At 64.6% G+C, this 26,135-nt stretch carries 26 protein-coding genes; 8 read left to right on the forward strand and 18 right to left on the reverse strand.

Annotated elements, in window-relative coordinates; translation table 11 throughout:
- Positions 1 to 147: 147 nt before the first annotated feature.
- A complete protein-coding gene (gene glgA / locus IVB13_RS10560; RefSeq protein ID WP_256467287.1) occupies positions 148 to 1,563 on the forward strand; it encodes a glycogen synthase GlgA in 1,416 nt (471 codons plus the stop codon).
- Positions 1,564 to 1,691: 128 nt separating this feature from the next.
- Here glgA and IVB13_RS10565 read toward each other — a convergent pair whose 3' ends face one another.
- The 3 genes from IVB13_RS10565 to IVB13_RS10575 form a co-directional block, all read right to left on the reverse strand.
- Positions 1,692 to 2,642, reverse strand: coding sequence for an oxygenase MpaB family protein (locus IVB13_RS10565; RefSeq protein WP_247488921.1), 951 nt, complete (start codon positions 2,640 to 2,642; stop codon positions 1,692 to 1,694).
- 84 nt (positions 2,643 to 2,726) lie between these two features.
- The gene (locus IVB13_RS10570) at positions 2,727 to 3,872 is read right to left on the reverse strand and encodes a patatin-like phospholipase family protein (protein ID WP_018457121.1); all 1,146 of its coding nucleotides are present in this window, start codon (positions 3,870 to 3,872) and stop codon (positions 2,727 to 2,729) included.
- A 68-nt stretch (positions 3,873 to 3,940) separates the two neighbouring features.
- Positions 3,941 to 4,756 carry a 3-hydroxybutyrate dehydrogenase gene (locus IVB13_RS10575; RefSeq protein WP_247488923.1) on the reverse strand — a complete coding sequence of 272 codons (816 nt, stop codon included), beginning with the start codon at positions 4,754 to 4,756 and terminating at the stop codon, positions 3,941 to 3,943.
- 177 nt (positions 4,757 to 4,933) lie between these two features.
- Between IVB13_RS10575 and IVB13_RS10580 the strand changes: the two genes are divergently transcribed.
- On the forward strand, positions 4,934 to 5,821 hold the full coding sequence (locus IVB13_RS10580) for a LysR family transcriptional regulator (RefSeq protein ID WP_247488812.1): 888 nt from the start codon (positions 4,934 to 4,936) through the stop codon (positions 5,819 to 5,821).
- Between the two features lie 24 nt (positions 5,822 to 5,845).
- Here IVB13_RS10580 and IVB13_RS10585 read toward each other — a convergent pair whose 3' ends face one another.
- Both IVB13_RS10585 and IVB13_RS10590 read right to left on the reverse strand, forming a co-directional pair.
- Positions 5,846 to 6,562, reverse strand: a complete 717-nt coding sequence (locus IVB13_RS10585; RefSeq protein WP_085362251.1) for a peroxiredoxin-like family protein — start codon at positions 6,560 to 6,562, stop codon at positions 5,846 to 5,848.
- Positions 6,563 to 6,642: 80 nt separating this feature from the next.
- The gene (locus tag IVB13_RS10590; protein ID WP_247394530.1) at positions 6,643 to 6,927 is read right to left on the reverse strand and encodes a hypothetical protein; all 285 of its coding nucleotides are present in this window, start codon (positions 6,925 to 6,927) and stop codon (positions 6,643 to 6,645) included.
- Between the two features lie 242 nt (positions 6,928 to 7,169).
- Here IVB13_RS10590 and IVB13_RS10595 point away from each other — a divergent pair, with 242 nt between their 5' ends.
- Both IVB13_RS10595 and IVB13_RS10600 read left to right on the forward strand, forming a co-directional pair.
- Entirely contained in the window at positions 7,170 to 7,652 is a 483-nt protein-coding gene (locus IVB13_RS10595; RefSeq protein ID WP_247488815.1) for a cupin, read from the forward strand.
- A 100-nt stretch (positions 7,653 to 7,752) separates the two neighbouring features.
- Positions 7,753 to 8,955, forward strand: coding sequence for an MFS transporter (locus IVB13_RS10600; protein ID WP_247488817.1), 1,203 nt, complete (start codon positions 7,753 to 7,755; stop codon positions 8,953 to 8,955).
- On the opposite strand, the gene ccoS is transcribed toward IVB13_RS10600, so the two are convergent.
- The 10 genes from ccoS to IVB13_RS10650 all read right to left on the reverse strand — a co-directional run bounded on the left by ccoS (position 8,952) and on the right by IVB13_RS10650 (position 18,363).
- On the reverse strand, positions 8,952 to 9,119 hold the full coding sequence (gene ccoS / locus IVB13_RS10605) for a cbb3-type cytochrome oxidase assembly protein CcoS (RefSeq protein ID WP_007594007.1): 168 nt from the start codon (positions 9,117 to 9,119) through the stop codon (positions 8,952 to 8,954). The two genes, IVB13_RS10600 and ccoS, sit on opposite strands and share 4 nt — an antisense overlap.
- The gene (locus tag IVB13_RS10610; protein ID WP_247488819.1) at positions 9,119 to 11,311 is read right to left on the reverse strand and encodes a cation-translocating P-type ATPase; all 2,193 of its coding nucleotides are present in this window, start codon (positions 11,309 to 11,311) and stop codon (positions 9,119 to 9,121) included. Before IVB13_RS10610 ends, ccoS begins: the two co-directional genes overlap by 1 nt.
- Before the next feature lie 11 nt (positions 11,312 to 11,322).
- Positions 11,323 to 11,808: a FixH family protein gene (locus tag IVB13_RS10615; protein ID WP_247488821.1), complete on the reverse strand. Its 486-nt coding sequence runs from the start codon at positions 11,806 to 11,808 to the stop codon at positions 11,323 to 11,325.
- A 15-nt stretch (positions 11,809 to 11,823) separates the two neighbouring features.
- The gene (gene ccoG, locus IVB13_RS10620) at positions 11,824 to 13,290 is read right to left on the reverse strand and encodes a cytochrome c oxidase accessory protein CcoG (RefSeq protein WP_247488824.1); all 1,467 of its coding nucleotides are present in this window, start codon (positions 13,288 to 13,290) and stop codon (positions 11,824 to 11,826) included.
- Positions 13,291 to 13,400: 110 nt separating this feature from the next.
- Positions 13,401 to 14,276 carry a cytochrome-c oxidase, cbb3-type subunit III gene (gene ccoP / locus IVB13_RS10625; protein WP_247488826.1) on the reverse strand — a complete coding sequence of 292 codons (876 nt, stop codon included), beginning with the start codon at positions 14,274 to 14,276 and terminating at the stop codon, positions 13,401 to 13,403.
- A gap of 6 nt (positions 14,277 to 14,282) precedes the next feature.
- The gene (locus IVB13_RS10630; protein ID WP_018457132.1) at positions 14,283 to 14,447 is read right to left on the reverse strand and encodes a CcoQ/FixQ family Cbb3-type cytochrome c oxidase assembly chaperone; all 165 of its coding nucleotides are present in this window, start codon (positions 14,445 to 14,447) and stop codon (positions 14,283 to 14,285) included.
- A 13-nt stretch (positions 14,448 to 14,460) separates the two neighbouring features.
- Entirely contained in the window at positions 14,461 to 15,195 is a 735-nt protein-coding gene (gene ccoO / locus IVB13_RS10635; protein WP_247300297.1) for a cytochrome-c oxidase, cbb3-type subunit II, read from the reverse strand.
- Between the two features lie 10 nt (positions 15,196 to 15,205).
- Positions 15,206 to 16,855, reverse strand: coding sequence for a cytochrome-c oxidase, cbb3-type subunit I (gene ccoN, locus IVB13_RS10640; RefSeq protein WP_007607681.1), 1,650 nt, complete (start codon positions 16,853 to 16,855; stop codon positions 15,206 to 15,208).
- A gap of 210 nt (positions 16,856 to 17,065) precedes the next feature.
- Complete coding sequence (locus IVB13_RS10645) at positions 17,066 to 17,491, reverse strand: CBS domain-containing protein (protein ID WP_085362242.1); 426 nt, start codon at positions 17,489 to 17,491, stop codon at positions 17,066 to 17,068.
- Between the two features lie 38 nt (positions 17,492 to 17,529).
- On the reverse strand, positions 17,530 to 18,363 hold the full coding sequence (locus IVB13_RS10650) for a universal stress protein (protein WP_247394561.1): 834 nt from the start codon (positions 18,361 to 18,363) through the stop codon (positions 17,530 to 17,532).
- 205 nt (positions 18,364 to 18,568) lie between these two features.
- Here IVB13_RS10650 and fixL point away from each other — a divergent pair, with 205 nt between their 5' ends.
- From fixL to IVB13_RS10670, 4 genes are all read left to right on the forward strand, one after another.
- Positions 18,569 to 20,086, forward strand: a complete 1,518-nt coding sequence (gene fixL / locus IVB13_RS10655) for a sensor protein FixL (RefSeq protein WP_085362240.1) — start codon at positions 18,569 to 18,571, stop codon at positions 20,084 to 20,086.
- A 3-nt stretch (positions 20,087 to 20,089) separates the two neighbouring features.
- A complete protein-coding gene (gene fixJ, locus IVB13_RS10660; protein WP_018457137.1) occupies positions 20,090 to 20,707 on the forward strand; it encodes a response regulator FixJ in 618 nt (205 codons plus the stop codon).
- Positions 20,708 to 20,766: 59 nt separating this feature from the next.
- Positions 20,767 to 21,189, forward strand: coding sequence for a response regulator (locus tag IVB13_RS10665; RefSeq protein WP_018457138.1), 423 nt, complete (start codon positions 20,767 to 20,769; stop codon positions 21,187 to 21,189).
- 103 nt (positions 21,190 to 21,292) lie between these two features.
- The gene (locus IVB13_RS10670; protein WP_247488828.1) at positions 21,293 to 21,994 is read left to right on the forward strand and encodes a helix-turn-helix domain-containing protein; all 702 of its coding nucleotides are present in this window, start codon (positions 21,293 to 21,295) and stop codon (positions 21,992 to 21,994) included.
- Between the two features lie 38 nt (positions 21,995 to 22,032).
- Here the strand turns inward: IVB13_RS10670 and IVB13_RS10675 are convergent, their stop codons facing one another.
- From IVB13_RS10675 to IVB13_RS10685, 3 genes are read right to left on the reverse strand one after another with little or no spacing between them, the layout of a single operon-like run.
- Positions 22,033 to 23,346, reverse strand: a complete 1,314-nt coding sequence (locus IVB13_RS10675; protein ID WP_166517750.1) for an MFS transporter — start codon at positions 23,344 to 23,346, stop codon at positions 22,033 to 22,035.
- Positions 23,347 to 23,369: 23 nt separating this feature from the next.
- Complete coding sequence (locus tag IVB13_RS10680; protein WP_026233310.1) at positions 23,370 to 23,891, reverse strand: PRC-barrel domain-containing protein; 522 nt, start codon at positions 23,889 to 23,891, stop codon at positions 23,370 to 23,372.
- Positions 23,892 to 23,913: 22 nt separating this feature from the next.
- Positions 23,914 to 26,118 (reverse strand): amylo-alpha-1,6-glucosidase, encoded by a 2,205-nt coding sequence (locus tag IVB13_RS10685; RefSeq protein ID WP_247488830.1) that lies wholly within the window; start codon positions 26,116 to 26,118, stop codon positions 23,914 to 23,916.
- Between the last annotated feature and the right edge of the window lie 17 nt (positions 26,119 to 26,135).

Genomic DNA, 26,135 nt, shown 5'->3' on the forward strand with positions numbered 1-26,135 from the left:
TGTTGGTGCGCCGACCCTAGAGGGCGGCGGCTGAGTAGGAAAGTCTTTACCGAACAGACACGTCTCGCGGGCGGGCTTGGGAATTCCAGGGCAACTGGACCCGTTCTTGCATAGCAGCAATCGGGCTCCGGCAGAGGGCAGCAGTTCTTGAGGGTCTTGTTCGTTACGACAGAAATGGACGACTTTGTCCGCGTCGGCGGACTTGGAGCCGTTTCCGCTGCACTCCCCCGAGCCCTTCGTCCTTTCGCCGACATCCGGGTCATGTTGCCCGGCTATCGCGACATCATCGAACAACTCACGCATATCCAGGTCGTTGGCCGCTGTCCGGCGTTCGCGGAAATGCCGGCCTGCTCGCTCGGCCGCGCCGCGACCAAGGACGGCCTGCCGGTCTATGTGCTGTTGTGCTCGCAACTCTACGACCGGCCCGGCAACCCCTATGGTGACGAGTCCGGGCGCGACTGGCCCGACAACGACATCCGTTTCGCGCGCTTTGCCTCGGCCGCCGCTGAGCTGGCGATGGGCACGCTGGACAAGGATTGGGCAGCAGACCTGATCCACGCCAATGACTGGCAGGCTTCGCTCGTGCCGGCCTACCTCGCCTGGCGCGGCTCCAAGCTGCCGTCGATCCTGACCATTCACAACCTCGCCTATCAGGGCCTCTTCCCGAAGGACTCGCTGCGGCGGATCGGCGCGCCGGAGAGCTCCTTCCACATCGACGGCGTCGAGTTCTACGACCAGCTCTCCTTCCTCAAGGCCGGGCTGGTCTACGCCTCGCATCTCACCACAGTCAGCGGCACCTATGCGCGGGAGATCACCACGGATGAATTCGGCTGCGGTCTCGAGGGCCTGCTTCGAGTCCGCTCCGACGCGGCCGAGCTCACCGGCATCCTCAACGGCATCGACGAGAGCTGGGACCCGCGTTCCTGCGCCCAGCTTGCCCAGCAGTTCGGCGCCGGCGACTGGGTCGGCAAGAAGGCCAATGCGGATTACGTGCGCAAGCAGTTCGGGCTTGCGGTGTCGCGCGGCCCGATGTTCGGCATCGTCGCCCGGCTGGTGCACCAGAAGGGCATCGACCTCGTGCTGGCGGCGGCCGACGAGATCGTCGATGCCGGCGGGCAGATCGTGGTCACCGGCTCCGGCGAGCCGGCGCTCGAGCAGGCGCTAATCGACGCGCATCGCCGGCGGCCTAACGCGATCGGGGTCGTGATCGGCTTCAACGAGGCCCAGGCGCGCCGCATCTTCGCCGGTAGCGACTTCACATTGATGCCGTCACGCTTCGAGCCCTGCGGGCTCAGCCAGATGTACGCCCAGCGCTTCGGCTCGCTGCCGATCGGCCACCAGACCGGCGGCCTCGCCGAGACCATTACCGACGGCGAAACCGGCTTCCTGTTCTCAAAACCTTCGCATGAATCCTTCCTCGGCGGCGTCCGCCGTGCGTTCTCCGCCTTCATGGCGCAGGACCAGCTCGACACCATGCGTCGCAGTGCGATGGGACGGTCGTTCTCCTGGAGCATCCCGGCCGGCAGCTACAACGCGCTGTACCGGAAGCTGGCGGCGGTGTGAGGCCTGCGTGTCCTCGTCATTGCGAGCGTAGCGAAGCAATCCAGACTGTTTTCCGTGGCAGCAGCCTGGATTGCTTCGTCGCAAGAGCTCCTCGCAATGACGGTGGTTTGTGGCAACGGCGGAGGACTTCACCCCCTCCCGCGCACATCCATCTGCGACCGTCCGATCCAGGCACGGTTGAGGCACCGCGTCATCCAGTCGGGCTGCGGCTCTCCGCGCAGCCGCGCTTGCGCTTCCTGGTAGGGACCGACATAGCGCAGCCGGTCTGGCAACCTTGGATAGACCCGCCGTATCCATCGCAGCGCCTTCTCGGCGGATCTGGTGTCACGCTCGTCAAGCTCGAACCCGAATCCCACACGCAAGCTTTCCGGCAGCAGGCTCGCGGTGAGCGCGCGATACCAGCGCGGCGGACGCAACCACGGGCGCGCTCCACCAAAGATCTGCGCGGCGATATCGCGCGCGGCCGGGCTGACGGTCAGCGTATCCGACTGCGTCATTGCCGCGGTGTAGGCCGCAAAGCCGGACCAGTCCGCCGGCAGATCGTGCGCCGTCAACCCGAACAACGCACCGAACAACCGACTCTCGGCCCAGTAGCGTTCGCGTTCGTCCGCCGAGAGAGGCGGCAAGACCAGATCATGCGCCATCAGCGCGGTCTCGACCAGCGTGGCATGAACCCAGCGCAGCGACGGGATGTCGTTGGCACAGTAGCGCGAGCCTGCCGCGAACGGACCGACGTTCTCGGGCATCTCGCCGACGATCATGCTGTGGCGCCGGTGCAATTGCCGCGACGACAACAGCGCGCGGTCAAGCGAACCGAACACCATGGCAAAGACGATGTCGAAGGTGCGGTGAAATCGTCCGATCGGATCAGCGAGGGTTTTCGAATGCTCGGCGATGGCGGCGGCGACCCAGGGATGCGCGAGTTGAAGGAGCAGCGCCCGGCCGGCGCCGAGAAAGATCACGGCCTCGCGGTCGATTTGCCAGGTCACCGTGTCAGGGCCGAACACGCCGGCGACCGGTCCCGCCGCGTTGGCGCGGACGGTATCAAGGGCAGATTCAAGTTCGCTCCCGGACACCACCTGCAGGGACTTTCGATTGCGGACCAGGACCGACAATCCGCAAGGCATGTGGCAATTCGATGAAGGGGACGATCGCTTGCGGCCCTACTCCGCCGCCATCGGCATCTCGTCCATATGTTCGTGCAGCACCACGCTCGCGAGCGGATCGAACTCGCCAACCCACGGCCTTCGCTCAAGCACTGACTTTGTGTGCGAATAGCCGGCATCCCAGCGCCGCATGATGCCGGACGGACTGAAGTCGATATCCTTGGTGTGGCTCTCGCGGTCGAGCTGCGGCGCAAGCAGGCGCACGACATGCATCCTGGTCGGGCAGCCGTAATCGATCAATTCCCTCACCGCCGGATTGCTGCGCTCGCTTTCAGGCAGTCGCGCGGCGAGCTGGCTAATGACGTGGCGCAGGCGATGGGTTTGCTGCTGGCGCGTGATCTGGCTCGCGATCCGGCTGGAATATTGCACATCCTTGTGCCGGTTCAGCACCTCCGCCATTGTGGTCGGCTCGGCGCCGGCCGGATTCCACAAATGCACGGCGAGGATCAGCGAATTTTTGCGCGGATTGTCGTCGAAGACGGCCTCGGTCGGCGTGTTCGACAGAATGCCGCCGTCCCAATAGAGCTCGCCGTCGATGCGTACCGCCGGAAACGCCGGCGGCAGCGCGCCCGAAGCCATGACATGCTTCACCGTCAGCTCGCCGTCGCGGCTGTCGAAATAGCGCATCTGGCTGCTGCGGACGTGAGCGGCGCCGACCGTCAACCGTGGCGCGCAGCGGTTGATCCGGCCGAAATCGACAAGCTCGAGCAGCGTCCGCTCCAGCGGCGCCGTCGAATAGAAGCCGGCGTGATCGGCTCCGAGCGGATAGGAATCGCCCGCATGCGCCAATGGATTGGGACGGAAGAAGCCGGGAATGCCGTGGGTCAAGGTCGACCAATAGGCGAGCTTTTCATTGAAGCCGGCAAACGGGGTGCGCAGATTCCAGACCGGATTCTGCTCCATCCGTTTCCAGAACTGCTTCAGGCGCAGCAGCCGCTGGTCAGGCGCGTTGCCCGCAATGAGCCACGCATTGATGGCGCCGATCGAGGTGCCGATGATCCAGTCCGGCTCGATGCCGGCCTCGTGCAGCGCCTGGTACACCCCGGCCTGATAGGATCCGAGTGCACCGCCGCCCTGAAGCACCAGCACCACCTGGCCGGGCAGATCCTTCGACACGCTGGTATCGCGCTTCACATCGTTCATATTCTGCTCCCTGAGAGCCCGTACCCTTGCCATGTTCGCTCCTAGCGATCCTATGTTACGCGCTCGCCTCAATGCGCGGTCCAGCCTCCGTCCACGGGCAACGCAATCCCGGTGATCGTGGCCGCTGCGTTGGTGGACAGAAATACGCCGAGCGCACCGAGCTCCTCGACGGTCGAGAAGCGCTTGTTCGGCTGTTGCGCCAGCAGCACGTCACGGATCACCTGGTCACGCGAGATTCCATGCGCCTTGGCCTGCCCATCGATCTGCGCCTCGACCAGTGGCGTATAGACATAGCCGGGACAGATCGCGTTGCAGGTAATGCCCTCTTCTGCCGTCTCCAGCGCGGTCACCTTGGTGAGCCCGACGATGCCGTGCTTGGCGGCGACGTAGGCCGCCTTGAACGGCGAGGCGACCAGGCCGTGCGCGGAGGCGATGTTGATGATCCGCCCGAACCCGTTCTGTCGCATTGCGGGCAGCGCGAGCCGCGTGGTGTGGAAGGCCGACGACAGATTGATCGCGAGGATCTGGTCCCATTTCTCGACCGGAAACTGCTCCAGCGGCGCAACGTGCTGGATGCCGGCATTGTTGATCAGGATATCAAGGCGGCCGGCCTGCGCAACCGTCCCCGCGATCATTTCGGCGATCGAATTCGGTCTGGTCATGTCGGCCGGCGAAAACCTTGCCTTGACGCCGAACTCCGCCGCGATCTGCTCGCGCGTCCGGTCGAGCTCGGCCGCCACACCAAGGCCGTTCAGCACGATGTCGGCGCCGGCCGCGGCAAGTGCCCGCGCGATACCGAGGCCGATGCCACTGGTTGAGCCCGTGACCAGCGCAACCTTGCCCGCGAGCGCCCGGGAGGCGGACGTCTGCGGCTTGACGGACATATTCACGGGCAAACTCCTTTGACATGACGACTTGTGCTGAGCCGACTGTGAAGCATCGCCGGGTTTGACGGAAATGCCCGTTGGCTTCCGAAACCATGCCTGTGCGCTATTGCGGTCGGGATGTCATTCTCCGCGCCGATCGGCTAGCTTCCGGCTGATCTTGCCGGGAGCCGATCCATGGAAATGCACCAGGTCCGCTATTTCCTCGCGGTGGCGCAACTTTTGAACTTCACGCGTGCCGCCGAGGAATGCAACGTGACGCAGCCTTCGCTGACGCGCGCGATCAAGCAGCTCGAGGCCGAGCTCGGCGGCGATCTGTTTCGCCGCGAACGGCCCGCGGCGCAATTGACCGAGCTCGGCCAGCGCATGCATCCGCTGCTGAAGCAGTGTTTCGAAGCGGCCACCGGCGCCCGATCGCTGGCCTCCTCGTTCCGAAGCGGCGAGATCGGCGCGCTCCGCGTCGCGCTGACGCATGCGATCGACCTGTCGCTCCTCATTCCGCATCTCAACCAGATCAAGCGGCAGTTCAACCGGCTCGAATTCCGCTTCCTGCGCGGCTCGAGTCGTGAAGTGGCCGAGTTCCTGAAGAAGGGCGAGGCCGAGCTAGGGATTGCCGCGGACATCGACGACGCCTGGGAGCGGCTCGATGTCTGGCCGCTGTTCACCGAGAGCTTCGAGCTCGTGGTCAGCGACGGACATCGCCTAGCCGGCCGCAGCAGCATCGCACTGGACGATCTGCGCGCGGAGCAGCTGCTGAGCCGGACGTTTTGCGAGCATTCCGCCCGTATCTCGGCGAGCCTGCGCGAGCACGGCATCGCGATCGAGCAGGGTCACGAAATCTCGAACGAGCGCGATTTGATCGAGCTGGTCGAGGCCGACATCGGCGTCGCCATGCTGCCGCACACCTCGCCCGTGCCGGAGACGTTGACGCGCGCTGCGGTCGCCGGGCTGGACGCCCGTCGCACCGTCAGCCTCTACGGGGTGGCCGGCCGGCAGCGCACGGCGGTGGCCAATGCCGTTATGCGCATGTTGCGCGGTGCGGATTGGCGGGAGATTGCGGGGTAGCAGCCACGCTCGCTCCTCACTCTTTCAGGCCTCCCTGCTCGCGCCTTCCAACGCTTCAAGCAGATCATCGATCTCGATTCGCTTGCGGAAATCCGGATCGACGAAGCGGGCTTTCACGAGACCGTCGCGACCAACGACGAACACGGCCGGGATCGGCAGCATCCAGCCATCATTGCCGTGGAATTTCGCCATGTCCTGATAGGACAACAGGTGCTGGATCTCGGCACCGAGCCAGATCGCGAGATTGAGCGACAACGCATAGCCGTTGTCGAGGTCGGTCAGGATCGGAAATGGGGCACCAGCTTCCGCCTTGAGCTGCTGGGTGTATTCCTGCGTCTCCGGCATGATCGCGACTATGCGCGCACCCATGGACTCGACGCGGTCCAGCGCCTGGACCACCGCGCGGACATTGAGCCGGCAATAGGGACACCAATGGCCGCGGAAAAACATCACGGCGACCGGGCCGCTCTCCAGCAGTGAGGACAGCGCGACGAGACGCCCGCTCTCGTCCGGCAACATGAACGGCGGCATCGACTCGCCCGGACGCGGCGCGGTCTCGCCGCCGCCGTTTCCATTCAATCTGGTCACCAGATTGTCGACTGCCTCGCCATAGGCCGGGAACACGTCGCGGCTGGCGTCGGCATAGGCGCGGAGCTGCTCGTTCAGCGTGCCATCCATGTCACGGCAGCGCTGGAAGGCGTGTTTAAGCCGCTCGGCATCGGCCGGCGAGAGAGAGGTCATCTTGCGCTCCAGCGTTCAGGGGACGAATATTAGGTGCCCGATCCGGCCGCCCGCAAGGGGCGGCCGTCATGCGCACGCGATCAGTTCACGTAGAAATTGCCGGTCGGGTCCAGGCGCCCCGAGGTGGAATACAGCGATCCGTTGTCCATGAAGAAGACGGTGTTGTCGGGGACTTTCTTGGCGTTCTTCATCATGGCCTCGTGGTTCTTCTCCGCCGGGGCCATGGCCATCGCCGACATCTTGCCGGGTCCGCCATACATGTAGGCCATGCCGGCCTTGAAGTCCCATGTGGCTTCCGAGAAGGCCGATGTGGCGATGACCACGAACGCAGCCGTGGCAATCAAGGTCTTGGACAATTTCGTCATGAGATGTTCCTCCGGAGTGACGTGAACGCCCGCCAACCGGGCGCCCCACCATCGAACGCCAGTCGCTCGGGAAGCGGAAATGCCAATCCCCAATCGGTTCGATAGCGAGCGCCTATCGGGCCCGATAGCGCCGGTCTATCGCAGCGAGAGCGAAAGAGCATTTCAGAACGAGCGCTCTCTCGACGAAAGTCCCAACATAGCCAGCGACCATTGCGGTTGCGGCCAACACAGGAGACGTCCCGATGTTCAAGCATCACACATTGTCGCGTGCGGTCTGGCCCGGCTTGGCCATCCTCGGCGTATTGACACTCTCGGCGCAGCCAGTCTCAGCCGGGGAATGTCCGGCCGACAAGATCAAGCCGAACGCGCAGCAGATGGTCGACTACAAGCCGGTCGGCGTCACCGACGTCACGCTCGGCGCCATCGACCTCGGCAAGCAGCCGGCACACATCGAAGGCCGCGAGCTGCGCTTCCGCAAGCTGACCATCGAGCCCGGCGGCATCGTGCCCTGGCACAGCCATGACGACCGCCCTGCCCTGATCTTCGTGCAGCAAGGCGAAATCGTCGAACACGCCTCCAACTGCGTCGATCCGATCTTTCACAAGGCCGGTGACATCCGCCCCGAGGTCTACGGTACCTCGCACTGGTGGAAGAATCTCGGCAAGGAAACGGTCATTCTCTATGTCGGCGACGTCCGCAAGGACCCGCACGACCACAACATGTAACGGGTGCGCGACCCCAACGCACGCGTGACGGAATGTGGCGCCCGCGATCCCCATGCTGGCCCGCATGCGGGCGCCACATTCATCACAAAGGAGGCCTGCCATGACCGATCTTTCCGCGCCGATCAAACCGACCGCGATGACGATGGACGCGCATTCGCCAGCTCTCGCGCTTCGCTCTCTCGTGATCGGCCTCACTGCCTTCCTCACTGTCGTCGACCTGTTCGCGACGCAGGCGATCCTGCCTTCGCTGACGCGCCATTACGGCGTCACACCGGCGGCGATGGGCTTTGCCGTCAATGCCAGCACCTTCGGCATGGCCGTCGCAGGCCTCGTCGTCGGCTTTCTCAGCCCGCACATCGACAGGCGGACCGGCATCCTGCTCAGCCTGACCCTGCTCGCGATTCCGACGAGCCTGCTGGCGACTGCGCCCAATCTTGCCGTCTTCACCGGCCTGCGGGTCGCGCAGGGCCTCTGCATGGCATCCGCCTTCGCGTTGACATTGGCTCATCTCGGCGAGCAATGCAGCGCAATGGATTCCGGCGGCGCCTTTGCCGCCTACATCACAGGAAACGTCGCCAGCAATCTCGTCGGCCGGCTGGTCTCGGCCGCGATCGCCGATAGCCTTGGCTTGGCATGGAATTTCTACTTCTTCGCGGCCCTCAATCTGGCCGGTGCCGCCCTGGTCTATTTCACCATTGCGCGCGTACAGCCGACGCGTGCAACGACGTCGACGGCATCGGCGTTTGCCGCGACGATCGCGCAGTGGCAGGATGCACGGCTGCGTGCCGCCTGCGGCATCGGCTTCTGCATCCTGTTCGCATTCATCGGCACCTTCACATTCGTCAATTTCGTTCTGGTTCGACCACCGCTGTCGCTGGGTATGATGGATCTCGGCTTCGTTTACTTCGTCTTCCTGCCGTCGGTGGTCACCACGTTGCTGGCTGGCAAAGTGGCGTCGCGCCTCGGAACGCGTCCGACGATCTGGGGCTCGCTCGCCATTGCCGGGGTCGGCTTGCCGCTGATGTTGGTCCCGCACCTGGGCGCGGTCCTCGCCGGGATGGTTCTGGTCGGAAGCGGCACCTTTTCCGCGCAAGCGGCTGCGACAGGATTCGTCGGACAGGCTGCGGCTGTAAACCGCGGCATCGCCAGCGGCACCTATCTCGCCTGCTATTTCTGCGGTGGGCTCGTCGGCACCGCCGTCCTCGGCCGGCTGTTCGACGCGTATGGCTGGCATGCCTGCGTGGCCGGGGTGGGCCTGGCGCTCGCTGTCGCGGCCCTGCTGACGCTCGCCTTGAAGCGCTAGCGCTTGGCCGGCGCCTCCTGCGGCGGCTCGTCGTCGGCGATGGCGCGCCAAGCGGCGCCGTCGAGATCGTCGTACTGGCCGCTTCGAAGCGACCAAAGGAAAGCGGCCAGACCGGCGAGACCGAGCATCAGCGCCAGCGGCACCAGGATGACCAGGATTTCCATCACACGATCTCCCGCGGGGCGCCGCGCGCACGCAGCGAATTCAGCATCACCAGGATCGACGATCCGCTCATGGCGGCAGCCGCGATCAGCGGAGTGACGACGCCGCTGATCGCGACCGGCACCGCGAGGAAATTGTAGCCGATCGCCAGCCAGAGATTCTGCCGCATCAGGTGCAGCGCCTTGCGCGAAGCATCGATGGCGGCGACGACCGGGGCCAGCGGCCGGCCGAGAAAGACGAGATCGGCGGTCGCCTGGCTCAAATGCGCGGCCGAGATCGGCGACATCGAGACGTGCGCTGCCGCCAGCGACGGCGCATCGTTCATGCCGTCGCCGACCATCAGGACCTTCATGCCCCGCTGCTTCAGGACCTCGATCCGCGCGATCTTGTCGGCCGGGGTCACCCCGGCGCGCCATTCGGAGATGCCCAGCGCATGGGCCGCCGCGATCACCGCCGGTTCACGGTCGCCGGAGAGAATCTCGATGCCGATTTTGCGCGCCTTCAGCGCCGCGATCACAGCTTGCGCATCGGGGCGGAGGCCCTGGCGCACGGAGAGGATGAATTTTTCGCTGCCCTTGCTGAAACCGACGACCGAGGCTTCGGGATCCAGATTTGTCACGTCCGAGACCAGCGTCTCGGCGCCGCAGAAAGACGGACGGCCGAGGCGAACCTCGATGCCATCGACCACAGCACGCACGCCCTGGCCGGCCTCCTCGACCGCGCCGACGATCGGCGATCTGGCGTCAGAGGCCTGCGCGACCGCGGCGGCGACTGGATGATGGCTCGACAGCGCAAGCCGTCCGGCAAGCTCGAAGATATCAGCGGGAATATCGGCCGCATTCATCACTTCGAGATCGGGCAGCGTCAGCGTGCCGGTCTTGTCGAAGACGACGTGATCGGCTTCCGCGAGACGCTCGATGGCATCGCCGGAATTCAGCAGGACACCAGCCTTGAACATCGCGCCAGAGGCCACGGTCTGTACCGTCGGAATGGCGAGCCCGAGCGCGCAGGGACAGGTGATGATCAGCACCGCGACGCCGGTCACGATGGCATCATGCCAGCCGGCGCCCGCGATGACCCAGCCGAGGATGGTGACGAGCGCGGTGGCATGCACCACCGGCGCGTAGAGTCGCGAAGCGCGGTCTGCGAGCCGCATGTAGCGCGAGCGCGCCTGCAGCGCATTGTCGAGCAGCCGCGTGATCTCGGCGAGCAGCGTCGCCTCGGAGGCCACCGAGACCCGCACCCGCAAGGTCCCCGAGATGTTCATCGATCCCGCATAGACCGGCGTGCCCTGCTCGGCCGTGACATAGAGCGTCTCGCCGGTGATCAGGCTCTGGTCGATCTCGGAACGGCCCTCGATCACAGTGCCGTCGACCGCGCAGCGCTCGCCGGGCCGCAGCAGCACGATGTCGCCGGGATAGATCGCGGCCACCGGCACTTGGGATATCTCGTCGGGCCCGACGAACTTGGCCGCGGTCTCCGCCTTAAGCGCGGCGAGATTGCCCGCGACCGCGCGGGTCCGCCGCCGCATGTTCTGGTCGAGGAAGCGACCGACCAGGAGGAAAGTGAGCAGCATGATCGCCGCGTCGAAATAGGCGTGCTCGGCGTGGTTGATGGTCTCGACCACGGACATGCCGAGCGCCAGCGTCACGCCGATCGAGATCGGCACGTCCATGTTGGTGGTCCTGGCCGACAGCGCGCGCCAGGCCGAGCGGAAGAACGGCTGGCCGGCATAGGCCGCCGCCGGCAGCGCGATCAGCGCCGACAGCCAGTGGAAGAAATCGCGCTGCTCCGGCAGCATGTCCGAGACGTTGCCGGACCACACCGGGATCGACAGCATCATCACGTTCATGGTGGCGAACGCGGCGACGCCGAGGCAGCGCAGCAGGAAGCGCGATTCGGCGACCTCGGTCGCCTCCGCGCTCTCGGTCTCGTAAGGATAGGCCTTATAGCCGAGCTCTTCGAGGCGGTCGATGAAGCGAGCCGGATCGAGCGTGCCCGCCTTCCATTCCAGTGCAACGCGCCGGTCGGTGAGGTTCACGCGCGCCAGCATGACGTCGGGAATCGCGGATAGCCCGCGCTCGATCTTGGCCATGCAGCCGGCGCAGTGCACGCCCTCGACCGCGAGATCGATGTGCTGGACGCCCTCGCCCGCAGTCCGGACGTAATGCGAAAAGTCCCGCGAGACGTGCATGGCAAAATCCTTCAGTTCAGGATCACGCGGTTGCGGGACATGAACACGCGCGTTCCCCGCGCCTCGCCCTCGATCACCAGGTCCCATTGGCCCGGCGCGACCGATGCGACATTGCCGCGATAGAGGCCGATGCCGGCCTCCGAGAGCTCGATGGCGAGATCGGCGCGCTTGTCGGTCGGCCGCTCCAGGCGGCCGCCGAATTTCAGTCCGGCGATCGGATGGCCGCTCGCGTCGCGCGCCTCGACCTGAAGCACGGCGCCGCCATCGGCGCGGCGCTCGACATGGGCGTTGACCTTCCATTTGCGCGCGGCCTGGTCCTGCGCCGCCGAAATTTCGCGGTCATAGGTGAGGCCCGCGGCATAGGGGCTGTCGACGTCCGTTCCTGGCAGCGTCGCGATCGCGAGCTTCATCATGGTCGCGTTGACGCCGATCACGACGCCGAAGAAGGCGACCAGCATCAGAAACACTTTTGATCCGGTCAGCGGCTTGGTTGCCATGGCGAACTCCTGATCCTAGGGCGCGACGAAATTGTCGGTGGCGCTGGCGACTTCGCCGAGGCCGATATCGGTGACGTGAAAGTGAACCGGGATGGACTTTTCCGGATTGCCCTCCACCGGAGCGGTCACGAGCAGCCGCAGCTCGCTGGTGGAGTCGCGCGGAACCACGATCATCGGCCGGTCCGGCGTCACAGAATCGATTCCGATGACATGGATTGTCGCATTGACCGGGCCGCTCGCGTCGATCGCGATGACCCGGTCGTAACCGCTCTTGTTGAGCAGCCGCACCGTGTAGGCATTGCGGATCGAGCCGTCGCTGAGCCTGACCGCGACCGGGTTGCGGTCGTGCAGCACGTTGACGTCGAGCAGGCTGCGAGTCGCCAGCGTATAGATCATGATGCCGCCGACCGCCGCGATGATCGCGCTGTAGGAGACGGTGCGGGCCCGGACGATGCGGTAGATCGGCGCCTTGCCTTCCTGGCGGCGCTGGATGTTGACGTCGTTGTCATAGCCGATCAGCCGCTTCGGCCGGCCGATTTTCGTCATCACATTGTCGCAGGCATCAATGCAGAGCCCGCACTGGATGCATTCCATCTGCGGTCCGTTGCGGATGTCGATGCCGGTCGGGCAGACCGCCACGCACTGGTAGCAATCGACGCAATCACCAACCTGCTGCCCGAGCGCGCGCAGCTCGGCCGCCTTCTTCACCGACGTACGCTTCTCGCCGCGGTCGTAGCGGTAGGTGACGTTGAGCGCCCATTCATCGGTCAGCGCCGCCTGGATGCGCGGCCACGGGCACATATAGGTGCAGACCTGCTCGCGCATGTAGCCGGCGAGCAGATAGGTCGTCGCGGTGAGAATGCCGATCCAGACATAGGCGAGCATCGGCGCCTGGAACGTGACGAGTTCCTTGACCAGCGTCGCTGCGTCGTTGAAATAGAGCACCCAGGCGCCGCCGGTCCACCACCCGATCAAGAGCCAGATCGAATGCTTGAGCACGATCTCGGAGATCCGCTCCAGCTTCATCGGGTCGGACGATTTGTCCTTCTTCATCCGCTCGCGCCGGTCACCCTCGATCAGACGCTCGACCGCATAGAACAGGTCGGTCCACACCGTCTGCGGACAGAGATAGCCGCACCAGATACGGCCGCCGACCGAGTTCATCAGGAATAGCGCCACCGCGGCGACGATCAGCAGGCCGGTGAAGTAGTAGACCTCCTGCGGCCACAGCTCGATGAAGAAGAAATAGAAGCGACTGTTGGGAAGATCGATCAGCACCGCTTGGCTGGGAGCGCCGAGTCCGCGGTTCCAGCGCACGAACGGCAGGAAGTAGTAGACGCCGAGGCAGAAGGCCATCAGGCCCCATTTGATCCGGCGGAAGGTGCCGGAGGTGCTCTGGGGATAGACTTTCTTCTGGGCCACATAGAGCGGCCCGTTGTCATCGTCTAATGGGAGCTCTTTTGGGTTCGCGGTCCTGTTCATCGCCTGCAGCTTTTCGAGAGGTGCGATAAAACCTAGACCCGACGCCGCCGCGTCAGTTGATCCAGCGCAAGCGGGGGCTTTTTTGTTCGCCCCCGCGTGTCCCGGATTGGCTATTTTCCGCCGCCCAGCGAGTGGACGTAAACTGCCATCGCCTTGATGGTGGCGGGATCGAGCCGCCCTTCCCAGGCCGGCATCACGCCCGCGCGGCCCTGGCTGATGGTCTCGATCAGCGTCGCCTCGTCCGAACCATAGAGCCAGATCTTATCGGTCAGGTTGGGGGCACCCATCTCCGGGTTGCCCTTGCCGCCGCCGCCATGGCAGGCGACGCAATTCTCCGCGAAGATCTTCTCGCCCTTGGCCGCGTCATAGCCCTTGCGGGTCGGAAGGCCCGACAGTGCCCGGACATAGTTGGCGGCCGTGACGATCTCATCCGGCTTCAGCACGCCGTCCTTGCCGAATGCGAGCATCTGGCCTTCATGCGTCTTGGCGTGGCCGGAACGTGCGCCGAACTGGATGGTCTGCATGATCTGGTCGAGCGAACCGCCCCACAGCCAGTCGTCGTCGTTCAGATTCGGATAGCCCTTGGCACCCGCGCCGCCTGAGCCGTGACATGGCGAGCAATTGTCGCCGAACACGGTCTTGCCCTTGGCGCGCGCGAGCGCCAGCAGCGCCGGGTCCTTCTCGATGTCGGCGAGCGAGGCCGCGCCCAGCGCAACCATCTTGGCTCCGCGGATCTTCTCGAGATTGGCGAGCTCGACCGCGACATCGGCGCGTGTCGAGTAGCCGAACAGGCCCGTGGTATTGCTGGAGATCAGCGGCCAGGCCGGATACACGATCCAGTAGCCGATCGACCAGACGATGGTGAGGTAGAAGCTGATCACCCACCAGCGCGGCAGCGGCGTGTTGAGCTCCTTGATGCCGTCCCATTCATGTCCGGTCGTGGACTTGCCGGTGACGGAATCGATGTCGCTATGATGATCGGTCATGGTCTCTCACTCCTCCCGCAACGGCAGGTGTGCTGCTTCGTCGAACGCAGCCTTGTTACGGGGCCATAATGCGTAGGCGATGATCGCGAGAAAGATCGCGACGAACACCGGCGTCCAGATCGTGGTCACGAGACCGGACGCGAGATTGTCGAGTGTCAGGATGGCTTTCATCGTGGGTGCCTTCTCAGCGAAGATTGGCTTTCTCGTTGTAGATCTTGAAATCGACCAGCGTGCCGAGCATCTGGAGATAGGCGATCAGCGCGTCCATCTCGGTCGGCGTGCCGGCCTTGCCGTCGAAGTTGCGCACCACGGCCTTGGCGTAGCGCTTGGTGAAAGCGTCGGAGCCGGCATTGTCAGGATCGGCCTGGGCCTTCATGTCGGCGCCCGCATTGGCGATCTGGTCGTCGGTGTAGGGCGTGCCGACGGTCCGCAGCGTGCGCATGTGGTCGGCGATCGTGTCCGGATCGACCTCGGTCTGGCTGAGGAACGGATAGCCTGGCATCACCGACTGCGGCACGATCGCGCGCGGATTGGCCAGATGGGTCACATGCCAGTCGTCGGAATATTTGGCGCCGACGCGGGCAAGGTCGGGACCGGTGCGCTTCGAGCCCCACTGGAACGGATGGTCGTACATGCTCTCGGCGGCCAACGAGAAATGTCCGTAGCGCTCGACCTCGTCGCGCAAGGGCCGGATCATCTGCGAATGGCAGAGATAGCAGCCCTCGCGGATGTAGACGTTGCGCCCGGCGAGCTCCAGCGGCGTATACGGCCTGATCCCGTCGACCGCCTCGATCGTGCTCTTGAGGTAGAACAGCGGGGTGATCTCGACGAGACCGCCGATCGCGATCACCAGCAGGATGCCGACGATGAGGATGATCGAGTTCTTTTCGAAGATTTGGTGGCGTGTCCAGAACGACATGGAAGACTCCTCATTCCGCCGGCTGAAGAGCGACGGGCATCTGGACTTCCTGTTCGCCGACGCGAACCGTCATCCAGAGATTATAGGCCATGATCAGCGCGCCGATCAGGAACAGCCCGCCGCCGGCGGCGCGGATGATGTAGAAGGGATGCATCGCCTCGACGGTCTCGATGAAGGAATATTCGAGGAAGCCGAGCGAGGTGTAGGCGCGCCACATCAGGCCCTGGAGGATGCCGGACACCCACATCGCCGAGATGTAGAGGACGATGCCAAGCGTCGCGATCCAGAAGTGCCAGTTGACGAGCTTGAGGCTGTAGAGGCCCTTCCGATTCCAGATCCAGGGCACGAGGCAGTAGAGCGCGCCGAAGGAGACGAAACCAACCCAGCCGAGCGCGCCGGAGTGCACGTGGCCGATGGTCCAGTCGGTGTAGTGGCTGAGCGAGTTGACCACCTTGATCGACATCATCGGGCCTTCGAAGGTCGACATGCCGTAGAAGGCGACGGAGACCACGAGCATGCGCAGCACGGGATCGGTGCGCAGCTTGTCCCAGGCGCCCGACAGCGTCATCAGGCCGTTGATCATGCCGCCCCAGGACGGCATCCACAGCATGATAGAGAAGGTCATGCCGAGCGTCTGGGTCCAGTCCGGCAGCGCCGTGTAGTGCAGATGGTGTGGGCCGGCCCAGATGTACAGGAAGATCAGCGCCCAGAAGTGGATGATCGAGAGACGGTAGGAATAGATCGGCCGCTCGGCCCGCTTCGGGATGAAGTAATACATGATGGCGAGGAAGCCGGCGGTCAGGAAGAAGCCGACCGCGTTGTGGCCGTACCACCACTGGAACATGGCATCCTGGATGCCGCCCCAGGCGATGTAGGATTTCGAGCCGAACACCGAGACCGGCAGCGCCGGGTTGTTGCCGAGATGCAAGACCGCGATCGTCACGATGAAGGCGAGATAGAACCAGTTCGCGACAAAGATGTGCGGCTCCTTGCGCTTGATGATCGTGGCAAGGAAGACCAGCAGATAGGTGACCCAGACGATGGTCAGCCACAGATCGGCGTACCATTCCGGCTCGGCATATTCCTTCGACTGGGTGACGCCGAGCAGATAGCCGGTGCCGGCGATCAGGATGAAGAAATTGTAGCCTACGACGACGAACCAGGGCGCGAGATCGCCTGCAAGGCGCACGCGGCAGCTCTTCTGGACGACGTAGAACGACGTCGCGATCAGGACGTTGCCGCCGAAGGCGAAGATCACTGCGGACGTGTGCAGCGGACGCAGGCGGCCGAAGCTGGTCCAGGGCAGATCGAAGTTCAGCGCCGGCCACGCCAGTTGCGAGGCGATGATGAGGCCGACGAGAAAGCCGGCAATGCCCCAGAACATCGCCATGACGGAGGAGAACTTGATCGGCCCCATGTTGTAGTTGGGCCGGCCGTTGATCTCCGCAGGCGGCAGCGCCGCCGGTCGGTCGAGGTAACGGTTGATGATGCAGAAGACCGCGGCCAGGCTCGCCGCCGCGCTCAGCGCGGCATGGAAGGCGAAGGGCGCATCGAGCGCCTTGGCCGAGGCAATCACGCAGAGGAAGGCGGTGACCGCGAACACGACAGCCAGGCCGCTTTCACCTGACGTCATGGACTTGGAGATGGAGGGCTGGCTCATGCGGACTCTCTCTGAAAGAACACAGGGCCAGAAACCACATTCGCCCTCGCGGGGAATTGATTGAAATCAAGCTATGTGGATTTCTGTTAATGTGAGACCGATGTAGATCGCAGAGCGATATCAGTCGCTTGGGCACCGCAGAGCATAAACGGCAGCCCACCGCCTGCGTGACATGGCGGAGTCGAGAATTGCGAATCTGCAGCCGCCTCCTCAGTCGCGTGCCGTCGCCTTGAGCGCCGCGATGACGTCCTCGCGCGCGACGATTCCGATCAGCTTCTGCGCGCCGTCGAGCACGATGATGCTCCTGATGCGGTGCTCGACCATGATCTGGAGCACGCGCGTCAGCCGCGTGTCGGGGCTGACATAGATAAAGTCGGGCGTCATGACGTCGCCGATTTTGCGGGTCATCAGGTCGTGGTAGCGCGGCAGCATCTGGCTCGGCGTGAAGGCGAAGCACTTCAGGATGTCGAACTTGGTGACGATACCGACGACCTGTCCGTCGTCCTCGACCGGATAGGAATTGAAATCATCGCGCTCGAACATCTCGCTCAGCGCGAGCAGGTCGAGGTCGCGCCTCACTGTCCTGACGTCCTGCGTCATGTAGCTTTCGACGGTCTGTTCAAGGAATCTGTACACGGCGCGTCCTCTTTGATTGGTCTTGTATCGCTCCAGCGTCAGTGCGACAGCAGCACGCAGCGGGCAGATTGAGTGACCAGATATTGGGTGACGCCGCCGAGGATCAGTTCGCGGAAGCGCGAATGACCGTAGGCACCGGCGACGATCATGCTGGCGCCGACGTCGCCGGCAATTTTCTCCAGTTGCCCGACGACGGTTTCGTTCCGGGCCGCTTCGGAAACGCGCGTGATCGCGGTCACGCCGTGGCGGGCAAGCCACGCCGTCACGTCGGTCGCGCCAGCGACCGCGGCAGTGCGGTCGTCGTCACCTTCGGGAATTGCGAGGACGGTGACATCCCTGGCCTTGCGCAGTAATGGCAGCGCATCGGCGAGCGCCCGCCGCGCTTCCGGCGTATCCTTCCACGTCACCAGGACGCTGCGCAGATCGAGCCAGTTGATCCCGTCAGGCACGACCAGGATCGGTCGGCCGGCTTGCATCACCAGATCCTTTGGGCTCGCGAGCGCGAAGGCGTCGGAGAAGGCCGGGCTCTGCCCGCCGGCGACGACGATGTCGGCGCAACGTGCCTGAGCGAACGTAAAGCGCGCCGGGAAATCCATGGCGCTGCGCCATTCCACATGCCCGCCGCGATTCCTGATCGCGGCGCGGAATTGCGCCTCGAGCCTGCTCAGGCGTCGCTTGACCGAGGCTTCTCCCTCATCGATCAGTCCCTGCGCTGCGGCGCCATCGCTGTAGTAGAGCGGCGGGGCGAACTGCGCCGCAGCAACGCCGATGATCGACGCCTCAAATCGTTCGGCAAGCTCGCCCGCGACCTGAAGCCGCGCCTCGTTGGGCTGATCGAGCGCCAGGCTGACCATCACGGTCGCGTATGTCATCGGAGTCTCCGGGGCAATGAGCTTTGATCCGATCGTAAGCCCACCGCCGCCGGGGCAGGATGAGATAGATCAAAACCTTGGATCACCGCGCCGGCCGGAAATCTGCCGATGGTATAAGACATCGGAACTTGCCTCTGGCCCCTCCTTGGGTACATTGCCAACGGTAACGCTGTGCGGTTCCCCGCATCAGAATGGGAGTGATCGTTTGGCGCCGACCCGCGTGATTCATCCGCAAGATGACGGCCGGGGCGAACATTTCCGCGTTCGAATCGAAGGATTTGGCGTCGGGACCTGGGACCTCGATCTCAAGACACTGGAGTTGGAGTGGTCGGAGACGGCCAGGATCCTGTTCGGAATCGAATCTGGCCAATCGGTGAGTTACGCGCTGTTCCTGTCCCGGCTGGAGCCGAACGACCGCGAGCGGATCGAGAGTGCGATCCGACACGTCTCCGAACGGGGCGGCAGCTTCGACGTGTCGTTCAGGGTCGCGGGGGCGTTGGGCAGAGCGCAGTGGATCCGTGCGCGCGCGGGGCTGATTCGGGACGACGCCGGCGCCGCCCGACATCTCAGCGGCATCTTTCTTGACGTCGATGAAGAGAAGCAGGTCGAGGAAACCCTGCGCACGCGCGAGAGTCACCTCCGCTCGATCCTCCAGACGATTCCAGACGCCATGATCGTCATCGACGGCCACGGCGTCATCCAGCTCTTCAGCGCGGCGGCCGAGCGCCTGTTCGGCTGGGTCGAGTCGGAGGCGATCGGCCAGAACGTCCGCATCCTGATGCCGGAGCCCGACAGCTCACGTCACGACGGCTACATCGCGCGCTACCGGACCACCAGCGACCCACACATCATCGGCATCGGCCGCATCGTGACCGGCAAGCGCCGCGACGGCACGACCTTTCCGATGCACCTGTCGATCGGCGAGATGCAGTCGGGCGGCGAGCCCTATTTCACCGGTTTCGTCCGCGATCTGACCGAGCATCAGAAAACCCAGGCGCGGCTCCAGGAACTGCAGTCCGAACTTGTCCACGTCTCGCGGCTGAGCGCGATGGGCGAAATGGCGTCCGCGCTCGCTCACGAGCTCAACCAGCCGCTGGCAGCGATCAGCAACTACATGAAGGGGTCGCGGCGGCTCCTCGCCGGAAGCCAGGATCCGAATACGCCGAAGATCGAGAGCGCGCTGGACCGCGCCGCCGAGCAGGCGCTGCGCGCCGGCCAGATCATCCGCCGCTTGCGCGACTTCGTCTCCCGCGGCGAATCGGAGAAAAGGGTCGAGAGCCTGTCCAAGCTGATCGAGGAGGCCGGCGCGCTCGGGCTCGCCGGCGCGCGCGAGCAGGACGTGCAGCTTCGGTTCAGCCTCAATCCAAATGCTGATCTCGTGCTCGCCGACCGGGTGCAAATCCAGCAGGTGCTGGTCAACCTCTTCCGCAACGCGCTGGAAGCGATGGCGAAGTCGCCACGGCGCGAGCTCGTCGTCACCAACACCCGCGCCGCCGACGACATGATCGAGATCGAGGTCTCCGACTCCGGCTCCGGCTTCCAGGACGACGTCATGCCAAACCTGTTTCAGACTTTCTTCACCACCAAAGACACCGGCATGGGCGTGGGACTGTCCATCAGCCGCTCGATCATCGAGGCTCACGGCGGCCGGATGTGGGCCGAGAGCAATGCATCGGGTGGGGCGACATTCCGCTTCACCTTGCCGGCAGCCGACGAGAACTGATCCATGACGACCAAAGGAACCATCTACGTCATTGACGACGACGAGGCGATGCGGGATTCGCTGAACTTCCTGCTGGATTCAGCCGGCTTCGGCGTCACACTGTTCGACAACGCGCAGAGTTTTCTCGATGCCCTGCCCGGCCTCGCCTTCGGCTGCGTCGTCTCCGACGTGCGGATGCCCGGCATCGATGGGATCGAGCTTCTGAAGCGCCTGAAGGCGCAGCGCAGCCGGTTTCCGATCCTGATCATGACCGGTCATGGCGACGTGCCGCTCGCGGTCGAGGCGATGAAGCTCGGTGCGATGGATTTCCTGGAAAAGCCGTTCGAGGATGACCGCCTCGTCGCCATGATCGAATCCGCGATCCGCGAGGGCGAGCCGGCCGCCAGGAACGAGGCCATGGGCCAGGACGTCGCCGCTCGCGTCGCGTCCCTGAGCCCCAGAGAACGACAGGTCATGGAGGGGCTGATCGCGGGCCTCTCCAACAAGCTGATCGCTCGCGAGTACGACATCAGCCCGCGCACCATCGAGGTCTACCGGGCCAACGTAATGACCAAGATGCAGGCCAACAGCCTGTCGGAGCTGGTCCGGCTAGCGATGCGCGCCGGAATGCTCAATGATTGAAGTCAACAGGAGTTGAGGCAAGTCAAAACCCTCCGCTCGCCCTGTGCTACCAGATCGGAATGATTGCGATCAGCTCCCATCCCGAGCGGCTCCAGATGTCGTCACCCGCAAAGCCAACTGTCTATGTGGTCGACGACGATGCCGCTGTGCTTGGCTCGCTGAGGTTTTTGCTGGAAACCGACGGTTTTGCCGTACGGACCTTCAGGAACGCCACGGCGCTGCTCAATGCGGCGCGCCCGTCCGGTGCAGACTGTTACGTGATCGACTACAAAATGCCTGACATCAACGGCATCGAGCTGGCCGGGCGACTGCGCCAGTCCGAGGGCGATACCCCCGTGATCCTGATCACCGGCTATCCCGACTCGAATATCTCGGCCCGGGCGGCGGCCGCAGGCGTGAATGAAGTGATTCTGAAGCCGCTTCTGGACGAAAACCTGGTCAAACGCATTCGCCACGCCATCCAGAACCGGGTCCATAGCTGACCTACGGGATTCTACGTAAGGCAATCTCCTTAAGATATCTCGCGAAATTTTCGAGGCACCCGATACCGCGTACCAAAGCGTCATCACAACGGAGATGGCGCAGATGCTGACCCAGACGATCAACACCCAGGCGATCAAGACCCAGATCAACGGCAGCAAGATCGCCCCGGGCCATCCCGTCTCCGACCAGTTCGGCGCGATTGCCGGCCATGTCGGCCTCGTTGCCACCGAGTTCTCCTACCGCAAGGAAGAGGAGATCTATGGCGAGGACGAGCCGGCCGAGTATGTCTATCAGGTCGTCACCGGCGCCGTGCGCAGCTACAAGCTTCTCTCCGACGGCCGCCGCCAGATCGGCTCCTTCCACCTTCCCGGCGACGTATTCGGCTTCGAATCCGGCACCACCCACCGCCTTGCTGCTGAAGCCATCATCGACACCACGGTGCGCCTCGTGAAGCGCGCGAGCCTCGAGAAGGCCGCAGCCACCGACGTCCAGGTCGCCCGCAAGCTTTGGGCGATGACCGCCGGTGAGCTTCGCCACGCCGAGGACCACATGCTGCTGCTGGGCCGCAAGACCGCGATGGAGCGCGTCGCAACCTTCCTGCTCGAAATGGACCGCCGCCTCGCGGTTGCAGGCATGATGGCGCTGCCGATGTGCCGCCGCGACATCGGCGACTATCTCGGTCTCACGCTCGAGACCGTCTCGCGCGCGCTGTCGCAGCTTCACGCCCAGGGCATTCTCGGCTTCTCCGGCGCCCGCCATATCGTGCTGCACAACCGCGCACGCCTGCACAATCTCGACGCCTGATCTCCCCTCTCCCACCCCCTCATGGCCGGCTGATTGATTCAGCCGGCCATTTCTTTTGCTGCGATCATGCCCTTGCGCCGCGTCTCCGGCATGACAAGCAGAATAAGCAGAAGTCCCGTCGCCGCGACGCCGGACAGTCCGGTGAACGCCATGGCATTGCCGAATTTATCGCTGACATAGCCGCCAAGCGCGGTGCTCAGCGACGCGCCGATGCCCATTGCCGTGCCGACAATGCCCTGCGCGAGGTTGAAATGGCCGCTGCCGAAGGCGACGTCGGCCACGATCAGCGGGATCATCACCGCGAACACCGCCGCTGTGAGGCCGTCGAACACCTGCACCAGCACCAGCAGATACGGATCGCGCACTGTCGCGAACAGCAGACCGCGAATCGTCAGCGCCGCGAATCCGATCAGCAGCAGCGGCCTGCGGCCCCATACTTGCGCCTTGCGCCCGACGCTCGGCGACAGCAGCGCCACGATCGCCTGCGGCACGACAATGCAAAAAGCGACGAGCACCGTCGCCCACTCGCTCGATCGCGCTGTCACCGCGCTTGCCATCAGCGGCATCATCGAGGCGTTCGCGAGCTGCAACAAGAGCACGCTGAGCGCAAAGACAATGAGCGGCCGCTGCCGGATCAGATGCCAGATATTGGTGTCGCCGCGATCCTCCGCCTCGCGCGGCATCTCGCCGTGACAGCGCGCGATGTCGACCTCATGCTCGCGGATGCGAGAGAGCGCGATCAAGGTGGGGATTGCGAGCAGAAAGGTGACCAGGAATACCGAGCGGCTCGACAGCAGATAGCCGGCCGTTCCCATCACGGCGGCCGCAACGCCGTTGCCAAGCGAAGCAAAGCGCGCGTTGCGGCCGAGACGCTCGCCGATCGCGAGCGGGCCGACCAGACCGAGGCTGATCGCCGCGATCGCCGGTCCGAGCACGCAGCTCGCAGCCGCGTGCAGGGTGGCCGCAGCCACCACCACGGGGAAGACTGGCATCGCCGCATAGGCGAGCGCGCAGCAGCCGATGGTGGCGATGGCGAGGCCTGCGACCAGTCGTTCGGATTTGGCGGCATCGATGATGGCGCCGCCTGGCATCTGGCCGATCAGGGCAACGATGCCGCCGATCGACAGCACGAGGCCGATCTCGACCTGGGTCCATTTCTGGGTCGTCAGATAAACTGCGATGAACGGCCCGAATCCGGTCTGCACGTCGGCGAGGAAGAAGATGAACCAGTCGAGGCCACGCAGGCTCTGGCGCGACGGAGCCGGAATGCCGGCAGGCGACGGCGCCGAGAATTTATCCTGCTCAACGCGGCCCTCGCGGTCTGCATCATTCGGCTTCCTCGACAACAGCACCGGCGGCCATCCCTCCCCGCGCCTCACTGAACGGCTTGCAGCGGCTGCAGGCTGCCGGACGCGCCGAGTACCACCATCGGCGTGTCCTCCTTGTATTCCGGCGCGGCTGCGACCTGTGCCTTGGTCAATTCCAGCGTGATGCTGTCCTTCTTGTTGGTGATCTTGCCGAATCGGAGCGCGTTCCAGTCCACCACGATCTTGCGGCTGCCGACGCCGAGGAAGCCGCCGAAATCGATCACGGCGGCGCGCACGTGCCCGCTCCGATCGACGATGACGTCGACGATGCGGCCCATGTCTTCGTTCGCCGCGCTGAGCACGTCACGGCCAAGCACACCGTGCGCATCGCTCGCGCCGATGATCGTGACCGACGGCGGTGGCGCGGCATTCTTTGGCGTGACGGGGACCGATGACGCCGGCGGCTGCGCCGTCGGCGGTGCATTCGCTTCCGTCGAGGGTGCGGGCGACTCCTCCGCGGCGCGTGACACGGCGAGAGTCGTTCCGCAGACGATCACGACGCCCAGAGCCAACCATCCGGCGGTACGCATGCACCCTCCTTCCGGCGCGCCGCTAGCGCGCCAGCACGATCGAGACCTGAATCTGGCCACGCGTGCGCAACACCTCCAGCGCCACGTCGTCGCCATGGCGGCTGACGCGCAGGTCCACGCTGGACTCGCCCAGACGCAGATCGCGCAAGATCACCTCGTGCAGGAACGCCGGCAGATGCGGATTGCGCAGCCGGATCTCGCCGCGCGCCACGTCGAACTCGATGCCCAGCGCCGCCTCCAATAGCGTGAACGCCGTTGCGCTGGCCCAGGCCTGCGGCGCGCAGGCGACCGGATAGAGCGTCGGGCCGCGCCGCTTTTCGCGCCGGAAACCGCAGAACAATTCGGGCAACCGGCGCAGGTCCATGTAGGTCGCGGCGTCGAACAATCCCTTGAAGACATGCGCGACCGAATGCTTGAGCCCATAACGCGCGAGCCCGAGCGCGATCAGCGCATTGTCGTGCGGCCAGATCGACCCGTCATGATAGGACATCGGATTGTAACGCACCTCGCCTTGCGCGACGGTGCGGATGCCCCAGCCCGAGAAGAAATGCGGCCGCATCAAATCGGCGGCGACGAGGCGCGCGCGGTCCTCGCGGATCATGCCGCTGAACAGGACCTGGCCGGCGTTGGAGGTCCGCACCTTGCAGGGCCGCTTCTTGCCGTCGAGCGCAAGCGCATAGGTACCGAGTTCCTCGCACCAGAACGCGGCCTCGAAACGCTCGGCCAGCGTCTTGGCCTCGGCCTCGAGCTTCTTGGCGAGATCAGGCTTGCCCAGGCGGAGCGCGCAGCGCGCGGCGAGCCGCTTGGCCGCAAAGACGTAACCTTGCACTTCGGCCAGCGCGAGATTGCCTTCCGCGAGCTGGCCATCAGCATGGAAGATCGCGTCGTAGGAATCCTTCCAGCCCTGGTTGGCGAGGCCCTTTTCCGTGGCGCGCTGATATTCGACGAAGCCGTCCTTGTCGGGATCACCGGGGCCGTCGATCCAGGCCAGCCCCGCCTCGATCGCCGGCCACAGCTCGGTCAATGTCGCCTCGTCGCCGGTGCGTTCGAAATAGCTTCCTGCCAGCAGGACGAACAAGGCCGTGGAATCGACGCTGCCGTAATATTGCGCGAACGGTACCTCCCGCAGCGCCGCCATCTCGCCGCCGCGCATCTCATGCAGGATCTTGCCCGGCGCGGCATCGGCGAGCGGGTCGACCGCCTTGGCTTGGAAATGGGCGAGCCGCCGCAGCACGCCCTTGGCGATTCGCGGATCGACCCACAGCATCTGCAACGCGGTGATCAGCCCGTCACGGCCGAACGTCGTCGAGTACCAGGGAATTCCTGCATAGGGATAGCGGCCCTGCGGCGTCTCCGTCATCAGCATGTTGAGGTCGGCCATGGCCTGGCACAGCACCTCGTTGAAGATGTTGTTGGAGGTCTCGATGCTGGCGGCCCCCATCGTCGATTGCCGCATCTCTCGGCGATGGGCGAGCAAACTCTGGAAAAAGCGCGCCGGCTTCTCCGCGATCGGCCGGTTGCAGGACACGGCCACGAACAGGGATTTCGACTCATGAGGGTCGAGTTCGAGCTGCCAGGTCGCGGCATTCACCGACAACTTGGTCGGGCGCGGATCGAAATGCAGGCCCGTGGTGCGCTCGGCGTCATCAAGACCGCGGTAGTCGAACAGCACGTCGGTCGGTCCCAACAGCCGGCTCGAGCCGATGCCGCGGCGCGGGCGCCGCTCGCCGCGGACCTCGAAAAGATCGGCGAAATCGTTGTCGAACAATAGCGTCAGCGCGAAGCCGGCCGGGCGGTCGCCGTGGTTCTGCACGCCGATGCGCTGATAGGCGGTGCCGCGCCACAGGAAGATCGTGCGCACGATGTGCAGCAGGTCCTTTTGCAGCACGAGGCTGCCCTGCCGGTAGATGTCCGGATTGGTGAGATCGACGGTCAGGGCTGAATTGTCGTCGCGCAGGTTGGAGCCCAGCAGCAACGGCTGGAGATCGTCGAGCACGAGCTCGAGCCTGGCAAGATAGCGCGTATCGTGATGGAACAGGCCATCGGGCCCGCCGGCCGAAGCGCCGATGTCACCATGGCTGTCGAGCACGATAAAAGTGTCGTCGTGCTTGAGCGAACGCCGCGGCCGCGCCGACGGTCCCGTCATCGGAATATAGAAAGGCTGCTCCGCGACCTGGTCCACGGTCCGCGTCACGGAGACGAATTGGGTAACGGCTTCAGCCGACATCAGCAGCTCCCCTGCGC

This window comes from Bradyrhizobium sp. 17 (genome assembly GCF_023073515.1).
GTDB lineage: Bacteria > Pseudomonadota > Alphaproteobacteria > Rhizobiales > Xanthobacteraceae > Bradyrhizobium > Bradyrhizobium canariense_D.